Source organism: Bacillus sp. SG20033 (assembly GCF_044570195.1).
Classification (GTDB): Bacteria; Bacillota; Bacilli; order Bacillales; family Bacillaceae; genus Bacillus; species Bacillus subtilis.
On the sequence record NZ_CP172606.1, the window covers coordinates 3139059 to 3156702 of the forward strand.

Annotated in this window: 15 protein-coding genes; 5 read left to right on the forward strand and 10 right to left on the reverse strand. The window is 45.1% G+C overall.

Annotation, left to right across the window (positions count from 1 at the left end; translation table 11 throughout):
* Positions 1–212: 212 nt before the first annotated feature.
* The gene (locus tag ACFVP7_RS16590) at positions 213–2531 is read left to right on the forward strand and encodes a helix-turn-helix domain-containing protein (protein ID WP_338730698.1); all 2319 of its coding nucleotides are present in this window, start codon (positions 213–215) and stop codon (positions 2529–2531) included.
* 40 nt (positions 2532–2571) lie between these two features.
* Here the strand turns inward: ACFVP7_RS16590 and ACFVP7_RS16595 are convergent, their stop codons facing one another.
* The 10 genes from ACFVP7_RS16595 to ACFVP7_RS16640 form a co-directional block, all read right to left on the reverse strand.
* A complete protein-coding gene (locus tag ACFVP7_RS16595; RefSeq protein WP_396582515.1) occupies positions 2572–4068 on the reverse strand; it encodes an extracellular solute-binding protein in 1497 nt (498 codons plus the stop codon).
* 24 nt (positions 4069–4092) lie between these two features.
* Positions 4093–4953, reverse strand: a complete 861-nt coding sequence (locus tag ACFVP7_RS16600; protein WP_015251420.1) for a carbohydrate ABC transporter permease — start codon at positions 4951–4953, stop codon at positions 4093–4095.
* A 206-nt stretch (positions 4954–5159) separates the two neighbouring features.
* Positions 5160–5921 (reverse strand): NAD(P)-dependent oxidoreductase, encoded by a 762-nt coding sequence (locus ACFVP7_RS16605; protein ID WP_077671496.1) that lies wholly within the window; start codon positions 5919–5921, stop codon positions 5160–5162.
* A gap of 76 nt (positions 5922–5997) precedes the next feature.
* Positions 5998–7185: a biotin biosynthesis cytochrome P450 gene (gene bioI / locus ACFVP7_RS16610; RefSeq protein WP_396582518.1), complete on the reverse strand. Its 1188-nt coding sequence runs from the start codon at positions 7183–7185 to the stop codon at positions 5998–6000.
* 68 nt (positions 7186–7253) lie between these two features.
* Positions 7254–8261: a biotin synthase BioB gene (bioB, locus tag ACFVP7_RS16615; RefSeq protein ID WP_024572241.1), complete on the reverse strand. Its 1008-nt coding sequence runs from the start codon at positions 8259–8261 to the stop codon at positions 7254–7256.
* A gap of 2 nt (positions 8262–8263) precedes the next feature.
* A complete protein-coding gene (gene bioD / locus ACFVP7_RS16620; protein WP_396582520.1) occupies positions 8264–8959 on the reverse strand; it encodes a dethiobiotin synthase in 696 nt (231 codons plus the stop codon).
* Entirely contained in the window at positions 8956–10125 is a 1170-nt protein-coding gene (bioF, locus tag ACFVP7_RS16625) for an 8-amino-7-oxononanoate synthase (RefSeq protein ID WP_338730703.1), read from the reverse strand. Before bioF ends, bioD begins: the two co-directional genes overlap by 4 nt.
* Positions 10115–11461 (reverse strand): adenosylmethionine--8-amino-7-oxononanoate transaminase, encoded by a 1347-nt coding sequence (gene bioA / locus ACFVP7_RS16630; RefSeq protein ID WP_396582522.1) that lies wholly within the window; start codon positions 11459–11461, stop codon positions 10115–10117. Before bioA ends, bioF begins: the two co-directional genes overlap by 11 nt.
* Complete coding sequence (bioW, locus tag ACFVP7_RS16635) at positions 11451–12227, reverse strand: 6-carboxyhexanoate--CoA ligase (protein WP_015714551.1); 777 nt, start codon at positions 12225–12227, stop codon at positions 11451–11453. The genes bioA and bioW overlap by 11 nt, the downstream gene beginning before the upstream one ends.
* Positions 12228–12436: 209 nt before the next feature.
* A complete protein-coding gene (locus ACFVP7_RS16640) occupies positions 12437–13336 on the reverse strand; it encodes a dienelactone hydrolase family protein (RefSeq protein WP_088467343.1) in 900 nt (299 codons plus the stop codon).
* 217 nt (positions 13337–13553) lie between these two features.
* On the opposite strand from ACFVP7_RS16640, the gene ACFVP7_RS16645 reads away from it, so the two are divergent.
* The 4 genes from ACFVP7_RS16645 to ACFVP7_RS16660 are packed head-to-tail and all read left to right on the forward strand — an operon-like array spanning position 13554 to position 17633.
* Positions 13554–14588, forward strand: coding sequence for a LacI family DNA-binding transcriptional regulator (locus ACFVP7_RS16645; RefSeq protein WP_029318278.1), 1035 nt, complete (start codon positions 13554–13556; stop codon positions 14586–14588).
* A gap of 33 nt (positions 14589–14621) precedes the next feature.
* On the forward strand, positions 14622–15902 hold the full coding sequence (locus ACFVP7_RS16650) for an ABC transporter substrate-binding protein (RefSeq protein ID WP_396582525.1): 1281 nt from the start codon (positions 14622–14624) through the stop codon (positions 15900–15902).
* Positions 15895–16806: a sugar ABC transporter permease gene (locus ACFVP7_RS16655; RefSeq protein ID WP_338730708.1), complete on the forward strand. Its 912-nt coding sequence runs from the start codon at positions 15895–15897 to the stop codon at positions 16804–16806. The genes ACFVP7_RS16650 and ACFVP7_RS16655 overlap by 8 nt, the downstream gene beginning before the upstream one ends.
* The gene (locus ACFVP7_RS16660; RefSeq protein ID WP_014480612.1) at positions 16803–17633 is read left to right on the forward strand and encodes a carbohydrate ABC transporter permease; all 831 of its coding nucleotides are present in this window, start codon (positions 16803–16805) and stop codon (positions 17631–17633) included. Before ACFVP7_RS16655 ends, ACFVP7_RS16660 begins: the two co-directional genes overlap by 4 nt.
* Positions 17634–17644: the final 11 nt, after the last annotated feature.

A 17644-nucleotide genomic window follows, 5' to 3' on the forward strand; every position in this document is an offset into this window, starting at 1 on the left:
TTTCCTAGCCTCCTTTCACGGGTTCTTGCATTCACTGTAGCGCAGAGGAAAAAGTCCGTCTACAATCATATGATCACATCCTGTTTTATCCCTTTATAATCAAGGGTTCAGCCGGTCCACCTGAAAAAAAGACACCGATATTAGAAAATGATTATTGACAATATCTATCAATCTTTGGATTAATTGTATTAAGGTGAAGTGGATGTTATGAAATGGGGGGTTTTATGAAAAGAAGCCAATACAAGTTTTACTACAAACTGATCACGTTTTTCTGCCTGCTCAGCACCATTCCGGTTATTTTGGTCGGATTGTTTTCGTACGAGCACTCTCAGAAAACGGCTATTTCCAACGTTTCGGAGGAAAAATTCGACACACTCCAGCAGACCCAGCAAAGCATCGAGCATATATTGAAAACCGTCGATCACTCTTTAACCCACTATGTGAGTTCGCCGCCTCTCCTTCGCACATTGTCCGAGCCTTTGCACTCAGACCAATTTCAAATCTATAACCAAGTGAACCAAGAGCTCAATTATCTGCAAAGCTTTGATACCGATCTGTCCAACATGACGTTAGTCAGTTATACGAAAAAATGGTACATGAACAATTCCGGTTTGTACCGTTTGAATACAGACACTCTTCATGAAGCAGCCTCAGCGTACACGAAACACAAAGCGAGCCGCTCCTATTGGACGCTTGAGGAAAACAATCATTTGATTTCAACCAAAGAAGGCACAGCAGAAAACTGCCGCTACAATATCAATTTAATTAAGCAGCTTCCTTTGAACAGCACAAATACAAAAGGATTGGCCGCCGCAAGCATTCCGAGCTGTTCGCTTGTCAAAAATATGCCTGGCTATTCAAACGCCAACAACCTGTTTATCATCGATGAAAAAGGCCGCATCATCCTTCATAACAATATGTCTGACGTTGGTGAATCTCTTCATAACGACGGCTTTGTCCAAAAAGTGCTGGCGCAAAACGCCAATAGCGGACAGTTTGAAACAGTGATTGACCGGATTCATTATAAAGTCACCTATCAAAAATCTGACTATAATACATGGACTTATTTTTCTCTCGTTTCCCTGCCTGAGCTAAAAAAAGAAGCCAAATCAATCGGCTGGATCACTTTTGCAGTATGCCTTATTTTGTTAACGCTTTCATTATTGTTCTCTTGGCTGGGCTCCCGCCATTTTTACAAGCCGATCAGGGTGCTTTACGAATCATTCGCAAGACATGGAGCCATACAAGAGAAGCAACAGCCTCCTCAGAATGAATTTGAGTTAATTGAACAGAGCTTTAAGCAGCTGAAGGACCGAAATGACGACCTTGAGGAAACGATGAAGCAGCAGGCCACTCATCTGCAGCAATATTTTATGGTCAGGCTTATGCTTGGAAAACTGACGGATGAGGAGGTTGATAACCGCTTTAAAAGCCTCGGCTTAAAGCAAAATTGGCGGCACCTTGCCCTGCTTGTGCTCCAAATTGACACACTGAATCATACGCCTTATGAGAAAAAAGATATGGATCTGCTTTTGTTTGCCGTCAACAGCCTGATTGAGCGCAGCATCCCGACGGACAAACATCTTGCCCCCGCCGTAGTTGACAAACAGCAGGCGACGATTTTGATCAACCAAAGCGGGACAAAAGAAGAATTCATAGCTGAGCTGAATGAGACTGCAAGGATGATTCAGGAAAAAGCGGAAGCTGAGCTGCAGCTGTCTGTCAGCATCGGCATCAGCCAGCCGTTTGATGTGCTGACAAAAGCGAAAACAGCCTATGCGGAAGGCTCAGAAGCGTTGAAATACCGGCTTAAAGCGGAAAACAAGTCGATCATCTTTTACGAAGACCTTGACCAGAAAAAAACCTTCAAAACCCATTTTCCAAAGCAGCTTCAGCATGAGCTGTTCGATGCCGTTAAAGCAGGAGACAAGGAGAAAGCGGATAAATGCCTGCACGCGATTTTGCAAGCCATCTTCACCCAGAACACCAACCCGTATCAATTTCAAATCGCCATCGCCCGTTTTTTGAACCATGTGATTGAGCTGATGCATGTGCTCGGGATCGAATTGTTTGAGCTTGAAGAAAACAAAATGCTGTATGACCAAATTTTTGAGCTGAAAACGTTCGAGGATACCGAAAACTGGCTAAAGAATGAGTTTATTGATCCGATGACAGACAAAGTGAACGCCCGCGCGGATGCCCAGTACAAAAATATTTCCGACAACATCATTCATATCATCCATCATGAGTTTGAATCCGAATTGACACTGGACGAAATCGCACGCAGACTGCATTACAACCCAAATTATTTAAGCAGCATTTTCAAAAAAGAAATGGGAATTTCATTCAGCGAGTATGTCTCAAGCTACCGACACCATATGGCGAAAAGCTGGCTTGCCGAAACCGACATGGCGGTCAAGGACATTGCCGAAAAGCTGAAATATAAAAACTCGCAAAATTTTATCAGATCATTTAAAAAGCTGGAAGGGATTACACCGGGAAACTACCGCCAGCAAAAAAGAAGCATGTAAAAAACCCAAAACCGCTTGCGCGTTTTGGGTTTTTCCAACATTATTTTGTTTGTTTAAATGCTTCTTCGTATTCCTGAATAATTTGTTTTCCTCCGCTTGACTCCCATTTTTCCACTTCTTTATCGAACTGGCTTTCTGTGATGTCTCCAATCATATATTTATAAGTCGCATCGTCAATGATTTTCTTCAGTTCATCCCCCCGTTCCGACTCCGATGCGGAATAAAGGCTTTCAGCCGGGTTTGAGACGATAATCTTTTTATTGTCCTCGGTCAGCTCCTCGTACGCCGTCCGAAGCGGATCTCCAGTGTTTTTTAAGTAGGCTTTATCAATGGCAATTAAAGCGGACAGCGGCTGAATATCAGTCTGCCAGTCTTTTACCTGGCTTTCTTTGCGTGTGAACGTTTTGTCCTCACCTTTGTTGTAATGAACGCCGTCAATGCCATAAGTCATCAGGCTATAGACATCTTCTTCGGCAATTCGGTCAAAAAAAGCCAAGATCCGTTTAAGCTCAGCTTCCGTTTTCACACTCGTTTTCGGGAAAGCAAACACGCCGTTATGGCCTCCTGATGCCCATACCCGCTCTTTCCCATCTGGGCCTTTTATGCGGTTGACGATCTCGAGCTTCATCGATTTATCAGAAGCATGGTCGCGCAGATTGACCGCATCTACCATATTGCCAATATAAATTCCGGCTTTTCCTTGCGAAAACAGCTCCTGCTGCTGGGTTTTGCTTGTGACGGGAAAATCCTTATTCATATACCCGTTATCACGCAGCTTTTTCATATAGTTCATCGTGTCTTTGTATTCCTGTGTCATGAAATCAGGCGTGAATTTGCCGCCCGATTCCTTCCAATCTGTCGGCATGCCTTCATACGAGCCAATCGTTTTAAACGCACCGTAAATCAAGTCATTACGGTCTGTCAGCCCGATCGTATTATCTTCCCCATCCTTGTCCGGGTCGTCCTCCGTAAATGCTTTGGCCACTTCATAAAGTTCATCCAACGTTTTCGGGGTTTTCAAATTTAAATTGTCCAGCCAGTCCTTCCGAATGACGATCCCCTGTCTGGAAAGCGGGCGCTCTCTGTATATCCCGTAGAGCTTGCCGTCAATTGTCACATTTTTATTAATGAGTTTGTTCATTTTGTTTAAGTTGGGATAATCCTTGATATAATCGCCGATTTCCCAAAACATTCCTGACCGGAAGGCATTCATGACTGACGAATTTTTAATATCCTGGATGGTCACGATTTGCGGAAGATTGCCGGCTGCAAGCGCTGCATTCAGCCTGTCTTCTTTCACCGCGTCTGGAACCCAGGTGATGTCGAGTTCTGTATTTGTCAGCTTTTCAATTTCTTTAATCGCCCTGTCTTTCGGCGGCTGCTGGTGATACAAAATCGCCATCCAAGATAGCTTTACCTTTGAATCCGGGCCAGCTTTGCCTTCAGCCGAAGACTGATCAGCCCCTTTACAGCCCGCCAGCACTCCGCCGAGTACTAGTACAAGCACAATCAAAAGCACCCTCCATTTGTTTCCCATCGTACCCCTCCGTTTCATATTTCTTTATCCTTTGACAGATCCCAGCAAAGCTCCTTTTGCAAAATGCTTTTGTATAAACGGATAGACAAGCAGAACCGGGATGGTCGCCACCACTATGACCGCCATTTTAATGGTTTGCTCAGGCGGCGGGCTGCCCGACCCCATTTCAGACATATCCCCCTGCATACCGCTTGATACAATGACGATTTGGCGCAGGAGCACCTGAATCGGCCATTTTGCTGAATCATTTAAGTACAAGATCGCTGTCATATACGTGTTCCAATACGTGACCGCATAAAATAGTGAAATCGTTGCGATCGCAGGAAGAGACAGCGGCAGCACAATTTTAAAGAATATGCCCAGGTCATTGCACCCGTCAATTTTCGCGGACTCTTCCAAGCTTGACGGGATATTTTGAAAGAAGTTTTTCAGAATGATCAGGTTAAAGGCATTAATGGCAGTCGGCAAAATAAGCGCCCAGTAAGAATCGAGCAATCCAAGCGATTTGACCACAAGGAAAGTCGGAATCATGCCGCCGCTAAACAGCATCGTAAATACGACGAGAAACATGAGCGGCTGCCGGCCGATTAAATCACGGCGGGATAACCCGTAAGCCATCAGTGATGAAAGAAACATGCTGACCGCAGTGCCTATCACTGTCACAAACACAGAAACAAGCAAACTCTTATAAATAATATCTGTTGAAAAAATGTAGCGATAAGCATCTAGCGAAAAAGTGGTCGGTATTAAAATAAATGTTTTCGACACGACTTCTTCTACTGTGGCAAAGGATGCTGCGATGACATGAATGAACGGAAGTACGCATATTAAAGCGAACATCAGCAAGAAACCATAAATCAACATATCAAACAGACGGTTTTTCAGTGAATGTGCGATAGCTCCCACCTCTCTTTGTAAGCGTTATCATATTTTTGAAAACCGAGCTCAGCATGTGACGATATCGTGTCTAAAATGTAGCAAATCTGTGATTGCCATGTCTATAATCATTTGAACAGAGTCCCCGGCCGGGCGGGGGCTTCCGCGAATTGAGACCGATAACAAAAGAAAAAGAGCATAATCTTAGAAAATGATTATGCTCCGTTCTCCTCCCCGTTCAGAAGTTCGGCCGTATTGATTTGTGGCGAAAACCCAAGTTCATTCACGGCAGATTCAATGGACCATGGCCGGCCCGGATTATCAGAGACGGCGTAATAAGTGCCGTACCGGATATTGGTCTCAATAGCGGCTTTGAAAATCGACAGCAGATCGGGGTGAGAAAGCAGTGTCTTTTTCGTCCGTTCTTTTTCATGCAGCGTATCCATTTCATCAGTCACGACTGTTCCGATTCGAAGGTTGATTACTGATAGCTTATTTTCCAAATAAAACAAATGGCCGATCTGTTCAGAGGTCAGCTTTAATACACCGTACAAGTTTTTTGACAGCGGATAATCGCTTGTTGTGATTTCCCGTCCTAAGAGCGAGCGCCCGTCTTTTTCGTATACATCTGTGACATGATTGCTGCTGGCGAACACGAGCTTTTGAATGCCGATCTCCGCTGCCGCACGGCACAGATAATAGCTTGCCCTATAGAAAACATCCGTCATTTTTTCAAACTCAGCGATGTCCATAATATCGTATTTGATTTTAACAGCGAGTAAATTCAAGATGGCATCCGTATCTTTTGGAATCTTCTTCAACAGCTCCTCATAATTTGCCGCGTCAGCCTGAATGGAAGAGGCTTTACCATCGAAATGATCTTTATCAAGCACAGTCACTTCATAGTCTGAAATCAGCCCTTCAGCAAGCAGTCTCCCAATCACACCATTTCCGCCGGCGATCAGCACTTTTTTCACTATGTTCACTCCCCTTTTTTATAGATTGCCCATTTTCGGCGGGGCTGACACTTTTTTGGCACTCACATTCTTAGGCTTATTCAAAAGTCACCGGCAGCTCCTCAAGCGCCCGAAATCCAAAAAGCGGCCGATACCGCCATTCAAAATCCGCAAGATTAAGGCTGGGCATTCGCTGCAGAAGGGTGTTAATCGCAATTTGCGCTTCTAATCGTGCCAGCGAGGACCCTAAGCAAACATGATGGCCATGCCCGAATGAAAGGTGCGGATTAGGACTTCTCGTAATATCGAAGACATCGGGGTTCGTGAATATGCTAGGGTCTCGATTAGCCGCTCCTAACAAAAGATAGACTTGCTCTCCTTGACGGATCGTCACCCCGCAGATGTCAATATCCTCTGACGCAACTCTGGCTGTCATTTGCGTGGGGCTTTCATAGCGTAAACATTCCTCGACTGCGGTACCAATAAGATCTGGATTTTCTCTCAGTTTCAAAAGCTGTTCTGGATGCTGCAGCAGACAAAGGACTGAATTGCTGATGAGATTAACCGTTGTCTCATGTCCGGCGATCGCCAGCAATATGCACGTAGATGCCGCCTCCTCTTCCGTCAGCTTATCATTTTCTTTCCCCTTCAAGAGCATGCTGATCATATCCTGTTGAGGGTGGCGTTTTCGCTTTTGAATCAGCTCTTTGAAATATGCCATAGCCTGCACAGCCATATGATTGCCCTCTATTAATGCCTTTCTTGACCGGGTAAAATCAATCGTTTGAATGAGACTCGCAGCCCACTCCTTTAATTGCTCCCTATCTTCCTCCGGTACACCTATAATGTTAGCTATGACAAAGCTTGCTAAAGGAAAAGCAAAGTCCGAAATGACCTCCATCTTTTTTTTACCTTGCACTTGATCAAGCAAATGATGGACAGTTTCAATGATATACGGCTGATAACTCTCTGTCGCTCTCGGCGTAAACGCTCCGCTGGCAAGCGTCCGCAATCGTCTATGATCAGGCTGGTTCTGAAACAACATCATTTGATTTTGCACATGTGAAAGGTCCTGATATTTGGTTGAGCTCTCAGGCAGCGGGGTGCGGACTTTGAATCTCGCATCTTTCAAAATAGCAGCCGTTTCTTCATATCCTGTGACATACCAGCCCGGATATTTTAAGAAACTCCCTTTATAGATAGGATGAACAGCTCGCAATGTGTCGTAAAAAGAATATGGGTTTTTCAAAAACTCAGAAGATGCAGTTGACGATGCAATTGTCACGTGATTTTCTCCTTTCTGTTCAAAAATAAAAGCAATCGACATCATACCGATTGCTTTTATTGATTCTTTCAGCTTTTCGCACTTAAACTGGCCTTCATTTCTTCGACTGATTCAACTTCAAAGCCTAAATCACTCAGCATTTTATGATCCTCCGTCTCCTCTTGCCCGGCAGTTGTTAAGTAATCTCCGACAAAAATGGAGTTTGCGGCGTAAAGCCCTAATGGCTGCAACGAGCGGAGATTGACCTCTCTTCCCCCGGAAATGCGAATTTCTTTTGATGGATTGATAAAACGGAACAGCGCCAGCACTTTTAAACAATACAGCGGGTTTAATTCGTTGACGCCTTCTAACGGCGTGCCATCAATTGCATGCAAAAAATTCACAGGAATGGAATCCGCGTCAAGAGCCTTCAAGCTTTTGGCGATGTCAATGACATCCTGTTTCGTCTCCTTCATCCCGATAATGGCGCCTGAACACGGAGACAGCCCCGATTCTTTTGCGATTTCAACCGTACTGACTCTGTCATCGTATGTATGTGAGGTCGTGATGTTTGAATGGTTTCTCTGTGACGTATTCAAATTATGATTATAGCGGTCTACTCCGGCATCTTTGAGCCGCTTCGCCTGCTCTGGCTTCAACAGTCCGAGACACGCACAAATCTTCAGTCCATACGTCTCTTTAATTTCCTGAACCGCATCTACGACCTGATCCACTTCTCTGTTAGACGGCCCTCTGCCGCTTGCCACGATACAATATGTGCCGATATTCAGATCGTGCGCCCGCTTCGCGCCTTCAAGCAGCGTTTCCTTATTCACCATCCGGTAAGACTCAATCGGCGCTTTCGAAATCGCAGACTGTGAACAATAGCCGCAGTTTTCCGGGCAGAGCCCGGATTTCGCATTCATAATCATATTGAGCTTTACTTTTTTTCCATAAAAGTGTTTTCTGATGTGAAAAGCTCCATGCATTAATAGCAAAATATCTTCATCAGGACAATGTAATATTGAAAGCGCCTCTTCGTCAGTCACTTCTGCTCCAGCCAGCACCCGGTCTGCGAGTTCCATCCATTGATTCATTCTCATACCCCCACTTGATTCATCAGTAATGATAGATTGATATGGTCTTTTACCATATGTAGAACCGTTTCTTTCGTAACGTTGGCAAGCTTTGGCGTAACCCCTAAAACCGGCACACCGCATAAGCGTTCAATCATCTCAGGATTGGTTTTTTCATCTTCATCAGGAGAGTCACTGATTCCATTGATGATAATTCCGGCGATTGGAAGCCCCATGCTTTCTGCATATTTGACAGTTAAAAAGGTATGATTAATGGTTCCAAGGTGAGGACGTGCCACAATAATCATGGGAAGCTGCAACGCTTTTATGACATGACTGACCAAATAATCCTCTCCCAATGGCACAGAAATACCGCCCGCACCTTCTACAATAAAGCATTCATGTTTTTCTCTAATCCGTCCCCAATGGCTTAAAACCTCTTCCATGGTGACAGTCTTTCCCTCAAGTTTCCCTGCAACGTATGGTGCAAGCGGCGCTTTGAAGGCAAAAGGCGTAATGTCTTCATGAGAAAGACCGGTCTGCGACATGTCTTTCAGCAGACTTGTATCACTATCTGGATGATGACGCGATATCCCGCTTAAAAATGGTTTATACACCCCGACATCTTTGTTATGTTCTCGCAATAAAGCGGCGATTCCGCTGGATATAACCGTTTTCCCCACTTCTGTATCTGTTCCTGTCACAAAAAAACCCCTCAAATGATGTGCAGCTCCTTTCCGATTGAATGAAATGTTTGCAGCAAATGATCAATATCACCCGTACTGTGATCCGACGTGATTGTGATTCGAATCCGGCTTTCACCTGGCGCAACGGTCGGCGGCCGAATGGCAGGAGCATAAATGCCCTTGCCCTGCAGTTTTTCAGCAAATAGGACCGTTTTATGGGCATCGCCAATGACTACAGGAATAATCGGTGTGTGATCTCCTTTCACGACATAACCCATATTCTTCAGACTGGTTCTGATCATACTGATATAAGAAAATAAAAGCTGTCGTTTTTCCCTGCTGGCTTCAATGATGTTGAAAGCCTCGTGAGCAGCCGCACAGCTGGCTGGCGGAATAGCGGTTTGAAAGATAAATGTTCTGGCATGGTTCAGCAAAAAGTCGATGAAGACCGCTGATCCTGCCGCAAAACCTCCTTCCGCGCCAACAGCCTTGCTTAAGGTGCCGATCACAATGTCAGGACAAACACCAAAGTATTCACTCGTTCCTCGTCCCGAATCACCCAAAACTCCTGTTGCATGGGCGTCATCAACGACCACGAAGGCATGATAGCGTTTCGCAAGTGAGATGATCTGATCAAGAGGGGCGATTGTGCCATCCATGCTGAATACCCCGTCTGTTACGATAAAACGGCGCTGATAACGCTGTGTTTCATTCAGCTTGTTTTCAAGATCATTCATATCAATATGCCGATAAACAACTGTATCAGCCTTAGAAAGTCGGCAGCCGTCGATAATACTTGCATGATTGAGCTGGTCACTTAAAATGACATCTTCCTTTTCTGGCAAGGATGAAAGGACACCGACATTGGCCAAGTAACCGCTCGAAAACAGCAGGGCCGCTTCTGTCCGCTTAAAGCTGGCAATCTTCTTTTCTAGCTTTTCATGCCAGACCGAATTGCCTGTCGTTAAACGTGAACCGCTGCTTCCTGTCCCAAATTGCTGCAATGCTGTTTGGGCTGCATCGATCAAGCGTCTATGGCTTGCGAGCCCTAAATAGTTGTTTGAAGACCAGACGGTTTGATTCTTGCCATCAATGTTCCTCTCTGGAACCGGTGCCCCATTCATTGACCGCAGGTTACGGTGTACGCCCGCTTCCTTTACTCTGTCTAACCGCTCGTTTAACCAAGAATCAATCTTCAAGGCTCGTAACCTCGTGGATCGCTTGTTTCATAATGGCCACCATTTCCGTGAGCTCTTCAGCAGTACTGGCGAGAGGAGGCAGAAATGCAATCACGTCCCCAAGCGGCCTTGTCAGCATTCCAAGCTCTCTCATTTTTAAGGAAACTTTGTATCCAATCCGCCGATCAGCCGGGTAAGGTTCTTTGGTTTCCTTTGACCGGACAAGCTCTGCACCGCACATAAAGCCAAGCTGCCGAATATCCCCAATATGAGGAAGAGCGTGCAGATCTTGAAGAAGAAAATGGAGCTTTTTACTTTTTTCCGCTACTTGTTCCACAATGTTTTCAGATTCAAATAATGCCAGATTTTCAAGCGCAACCGCACAGCCAAGCTGATTGCCTGTATAGGAATGGCCATGGAAAAAGGTTTTTAGGTTTTCATAATCATCATAGAATGCCTTATAGATGTCTTCAGTGGCAAACGTAACGGCAATTGGCAAATAGCCTCCTGTAATGCCTTTACCGGCAGCCATCAGATCAGGCTGGACATTCTCGTGCTCGCACGCAAACATTTTTCCTGTACGGCCAAAGCCTGTAGCGACTTCATCAACGATCATTAAGACATCGTATGTTGTACATAGCTCGCGCACGCCTGCCAAATATCCTTCCGGCATCACGATCATACCGGACGCGCCTTGTACCATTGATTCAATGGAAAGCGCGGCAATTTCCTCATGATGTTCCTCAAGCAGCTGTTCAAGCTCTCGGAGGCACTGATCACGGCACTCATCAGGATCACCGCTTTCAGAGCGATACACATAAGGAATCGGTGCCTTGTAACTCTCGAACATCAACGGGCCGTATACGTGGTGAAAAAGCTCAATTGAACCGACACTGACGGCGCCAATCGTATCACCGTGATACCCGTTTTTCATTGCGATAAATTTTTGTTTCTCGGGCTTCCCGATGTTCTTCCAATACTGAAACGCCATTTTTAGGGCTATTTCCATCGCCTCTGCGCCGCTGTCTGAATAAAAGACCCGCGTGAGCTTTTTTGGGCTGATGTCGATTAATGTTTCGGCAAGCTGGGTTGCTGGAACATTGGTCATGCCCAATAACGTGGAGTGCGCAATTTTTCCGAGCTGTTTTTTTATGGCATTATCTAGTTCTTTTTTGCGGTGTCCGTGGACATTAAGCCAAACTGATGAAAAACCGTCATAGTATTCCTTGCCATTTATGTCTTTGACTTTGATTCCAGTCCCGCTTTCGATGATTAAGGGGTTTTCATCATAATCTTTCATTTGGGTAAATGGCAGCCAGAGGTGCTTTTTACTTTTTTCTATCAAATCATGAGTCATGGTCTTCCTCCCACTCGATTAAAATAGGCTGCTTCTCCAGATCATGTATGTACGTGTTTACATCATTGGATCCATCAATAAAAAAGACTCGGCAGCCCTCTTCAGTCCCGTATTCTTTCATTGCTGTAATACGCTGATAGCCCATTTTCTTACCCGCAACATAGCCTGTTATGTAATCCGGATCGTCCGACCAGCATAATTCTGCAACGGCTGCCGGGTGCCAGCTTACCTTTGAAGCGAGCGCAAGGGCCTCTTTTATTCTTGAATGAGCTGGCACGTGACTGTGAAGCGCCCATTTTTCAAAATTAGCGTCCGGCCAATCCATTCTGGAGACCCGCACCCCTTTTTCTTTTGTTTGATCCATTCGCTTTCCTGTATGAATATCAAACAACACCGCACCCCTGACATCTGACCATTCAGGGATTTGTTCATATGCTTTTTCAATCACGTCTCGTGAAACGCCTTCTTTTTCCAATAACAATCGGGCCAGCTTTTGCCCTTCTTCCGGGCAGCTCACTTCATTCGTATGCACAGGCAATGGCTGAATGGTTTTTATCGATTCATATACCTCTTCAAATTGAATTTGCATAAAATCAGGTTTTCCTCTTGAATGGGATAACCCTTTTTCTAATAAAGCATTGACTGTATGCTTCATCTCATGGAAAGGAATAAGCCGTTCTCCGCCGGATATATGCTTTCCGCCGTCTTCATGAGATCCATTCATAGAAGCCCTCATTCTGACACTATAAAAAGTTTCTTCTTGCATCATTTCTCGCCCTTTCACTGATAACTGAAGAACGTGCAGTGCTTCTCATTCTAATTGTTAACCAATTATATTTTAAGGTTAACAATTAGAATATATTATTCTCTCCTGTTTCTGTCAATAGAAGAAAGCATCGATTTATGGCAGTTGGTTAAAAGGAAACAAAAAGACCGTTTTCACATAAAACGGTCTTTTTCGATTTCTTTTAACAGTCACAGCCACTTTTGCAAAAACCGGACAGCTTCATGCCTCATAACTGCTGTTTCGAAATGTCCCGAAGCAGAACGGACCACTCGGTAGCAATCAGCAGCTCCCTGTCCAGCATAGACAGCTGTCAATTCTTTTTCGATTTTGTCCACGCCCTCAGCCGGCGTTAACCGGTCGTGTACACCAACAAGACTAAGGTGCGGGCGCGGCGCGATCAGGCTTTGGATCTCCGATGCGGAAAAATGCTTTGCAAGCGATGGGACGTAATAATAAAAGCCGTGCCTGTCAAGATTCTGTGTTTTGATCAGCACGTGATGATCCACCTGGCTGCACAAATCCACACACACCTTAATCCGGTCATCGAGCGCCGCTGTCCACCACGCCAGCAAACCTCCCATAGACATGCCGATGGTTCCGATCCTGTCAGGCTGAACATCAGAACGTGACTGCATATAGTCCAACGCACTTAAACTGTCATAAATCATCATCCCCCACATCACTTTTCCGGTGAGAAGCATTTCTTTAAATATCTCGCTTTCCGCTTTTCCCCGCCGATCTCCAAATCCCCAATGATCAATCGCAAGAACGCCGTATCCGAGTGAAGTAAGCTCATCAGAAAAAGAAGGCGTTTTCAAATAATCCGCTCCCTCAATCAGCTCACTTTTTCCCCTATCATACTGGCCCCCATGCGAATGCTGAAACAATACGGCTGGGCACGGTCCTTCTGTTTTCTTCGGCTTCACAAAATAAGCGGGCACCTTTTCATGTCCATTTAAATCGAGCAGGAGCGTTTCAACAATATTTTCTTCTCTTTCTTCAATACGTAATGTCTCAACACTGATTGGCCTCCGATCAGGCAAATCTCCAAGCAATCGAAACAGTTGCTTTCTTCTTTCGGCTCTCATCCCATCACCCTTCCTTATTCGCTTACTTCACATTTACGAGACAGATCTGGGTTCCCCTTTATTTTTCCAACATAAATCACATCATTTACTAAATATTTAGTAAATATAACGAAATATTCCGAAAACAATTATTGTAACCGCTTACTTTTATATGATAGTATCAATTTATCAAAAACAGATGAGTTAATATTTTACTAAATAGATGAGAGGGATACCCATGGTTCGTATTAAAGATATCGCCTTGAAAGCTAAAGTTTCCAGCGCAACTGTGTCCAGAATTTTAAATGAAGATGAGTCGCTTTCTGTTGCGGGCGAAACGAGACAAAGAGTCATCAACATCGCTGAAGAGCTTGGTTATCAAACCGTTGCCAAACGCCGAAAATCCCGCGGGCAAAAACAGCGGGCTCAGCCGCTGATCGGTGTGTTGAGCTGTCTGTCCCCTGATCAGGAAAGGCAGGACCCTTATTTTTCTTCCATTCGGAAAGGGATTGAAAAGGAATGCTTTGAACAGGAAATTTTCATTACAAATTCGATTCATCTCGGCTCCTTTCAGGAACATATCTTTCGGGAATTGGATGGTGTCATTGTCATCGGCCGTGTTCATGATGAAGCGGTTAAGCATATCAGCGGGAGGCTGGAGCATGCCGTATTTATCAATCATTCACCAGATCCGCAAGCATACGATTCGATTGGAATCGATTTTGAATCGGCTTCACGCCAGGCGATTGATCACCTTTTCGACTTAGGCTACAAACGGTTAGGCTACATTGGCGGACAAGAAAAAGAGCATACGCTGAAGGACGGCCAAAGCATTCGCAGAACGATTGAAGACAAACGCCTGACCGCTTTTTTGGAGTCAGCCGCCCCCCAGCCTGAGCATGTGCTGATCGGAGAATACAGCATGCGTGAGGGCTATCGCCTGATGAAGAAAGCAATCGATCAAGGCCATCTGCCGGAAGCATTCTTTATTGCCAGCGATTCTATGGCGATCGGCGCATTAAAAGCGCTGCAGGAAGCCGGACTGCAAGTGCCGCGGGATACCGCAATCGTCAGCTTTAACGGCATTGAGGAAGCTGAATTTGCCAGCACGCCTTTAACGACGGTGAAGGTATACACAGAGGAAATGGGCCGGACAGGCGTAAAACTGCTGCTTGACCGTCTCAATGGCCGAACGCTTCCTCACCATGTCACCCTGCCTACAACATTAATCGTAAGACAAAGCTGCGGATGTACAGCAAAGGAGGTGACATAAGCAAAGATTCATCACGATGATAAGGAGGAAAAGATGAAACACACTTTTGTTTTATTTCTCTCTCTTATTCTGCTTGTTCTGCCCGGGTGTTCAGCAGAGAAAAGCTCAGCAGATACCGCAAAAAAGACGTTAACCATTTATTCTACAATGTCAACCGACAGTGAAAGAGATACGTTCAGAAAACTAGCGGCAGCATTCGAAAAGGAACACAGTGACATTCATGTCAGCCTTCATTTCCCAGGCAATGACTATGAAAATATGATGCGTGTCAGAATGGCGGCCAATGATTTGCCAGATCTATTCGATACACATGGCTGGGGGAAAATCAGGTACGGAGAATATACAGCAGATCTCCGGGATATGGAATGGACTCAAGATCTTGATCCCAATTTAAACAGCATCCTCAAAAATAAAAGCGGAAAGGTGTATGCCTATCCGATCAATCAGGCAAAAGACGGGCTGGCGTATAATCGCAATATTTTAGACCGTTACGGCATTTCTCCGCCGGAAACCATGGATGACTTTATCAAAGCACTGAGAACGATTAAAGAAAAGAGCAAGGGAAGCATTGTTCCCTTCTGGTTTGCCGGATATGACAAAAGCTCATTCGCTCAATATTACGACCAATTCGCTACACCTCTTCTCATCACAGACCCTGCCCATAATGAAAAAAAACAGCTCATCAACGGCACTTTTCAATGGAGTAAATTCACTTATTTATCAGAAATCCTCAAACAAATGCAGAAAGAAAAATTGATTAACATCGACGCCGTCACGGCAAAAAAATCACAGCTCATTGAATTAATGGCCCAAAACAAAATCGCCTTTACAATGCAAGGCGGCACACTCGGCCAAGACGTTGCCCAGATCAATCCGAACGTCAAGGTCGGAATTATCCCGACACCTGCCATCCATCCCGGTGATGACCCGATATGGATCGGCGGTGAACGCTACACGCTTGCAGCATGGAAAGATTCGCCTCAATTAAAAGAGGCAAAAGAATTTATCGCATTTATGGCCCGCCCGGCCAATGCCAAACAAATGGCTGAAGCCACATCACTTCCTTCAGGGCTGACCAATGTGAAAGCTGATATTTTCTACGCAAACGATTATGAGCATTATCAAGATGTCAAAGTCGAGCCTTACTTCGACCGTTTATATTTGCCAAACGGAATGTGGGATGTCCTGGGCACGGTTGGGCAGGAGCTGGCGGCTGACATTTTGACGCCTCAAGACATTTCGCAGAAGCTGGGAAGAGAATATAAACGACTCCGGGAGCAATCGGAAACACAGGGAGCTGAAAACAATGAGTGAGATCGCAAGGGACGTTCATGTGAAACAGGTTAAGCCAAAAAAGCAGTCCTCACTTTGGTGGATGTACATTCCTGCTTTGCTCTCCGTTCTGGTCTTTATGATTTACCCGTTTGTGAAAGGCACATTGATTACCTTTACAAACTGGAACGGCTTTTCACAAGTTTACCAATGGGTTGGATTCGCGCAATATGAAAGGCTGTTTTCTGATCCTGACACTTGGCATATCTTAAAAAACACTCTGCTTTACGGGCTTGGCAGCACCTTTTTTCAAAATGTGGTCGGGCTTCTGTACGCTCTGCTCTTAAATCAAAGCATTAAAGCGAAAGCGGTAACAAGAACAATTGTGTATTTGCCGGTGATGATCAGCCCGCTCATTATGGGCTACATTTGGTACTTTTTCTTCTCCTATGACGGAGGCGCGCTCAACGATTTGCTCGGGGTCTTCGGCATCAGCCCTATTAATGCGCTCGCCAGTCCCTCGCTCAATCCATGGATCATTGTCATGATTAACACCTATCAATATGTCGGGATCGCTATGGTTGTCTACTTAGCCGGTCTGCAAAGCATTCCGAAAGACTACTATGAAGCGGCGCAAATGGATGGCGCGAAACAAGGCCAGCAGTTTTTTACCATCACGCTGCCGCTGTTAATGCCCTCCATTACCATTAATATGGTCATCAACATTATCGGAGGCTTAAAGCTGTTTGACGTCATCATTGCACTCACCGCTGGCGGCCCCGGAAATGCGTCACAATCCATGTCCACGTTTATGTATGATTTGTATTTCAAACGGCAGGATGCCGGCTATGCCGCAACGCAAGGCATATTTATGGCATTTGTCATTTTGATCATCAGCTTTTGCGCGCTTGCGTACTTTAAAAGAAAGGAGACGGAAATGTCATGAGAGCCGCCCGTACAAAAAGCATGCGGATCATTACGCTTCTTGCAGCCATTGTGGCCTGTGCGCATTTTATTCCTTTTTATATCCTGCTGACCACTTCATTGAAAGCAAAAGGAGACTACAGTTCGAAATGGATATTTCCAGCCGACATCTCCTTTCATAATTTTTCAGAGGCTTGGGAGCGCGCTTCGCTAGGTAACTCTTTTATAAACACCATGATCATCACAGGTTTTTCTGCCTTGTTATTAATTATATTCGGCTCACTTGCCGCCTACCCGCTTGCCCGGCGGGAAACGAAACTGAATAAAGCCGTTTTTGCCTTGCTGATTTCCATTATGATCATCCCTCCGTTAACGTCCATGGTTCCTTTGTACCGAATGGTCGTGGACGCCGGAATGGTCAATACACACGCAATCGCCATTTTCATCAATACAGCGGCTTACATGCCTTTAACCGTATTCTTATATTCAGGCTTTATCCGATCGACCATTCCAAAAGAGCTTGAAGAAGCCGCAAGAATTGACGGCGCAGGCATGCTGAAAATCTTTTTTACGATTGTGTTTCCTCTGCTGAAGCCGATCACTGCGACCATCTGTATTATTTCTTGTGTCTTTATTTGGAACGACTATCAATTTGCCATTTTCTTTTTACAAGATCAAAAGGTTCAGACATTAACAGTAGCCATGGCAGGTTTTTTTGGAGAAAACGCAAACAACCTGCATTTAGTTGCCGCAGCGGCACTTATGGCAATGCTGCCGATGGTTGTTCTGTTTTTGGCGCTGCAAAAATACTTTATTGCCGGCCTGTCTTCCGGAGCGGTAAAGGGTTAACATTAAAGGAG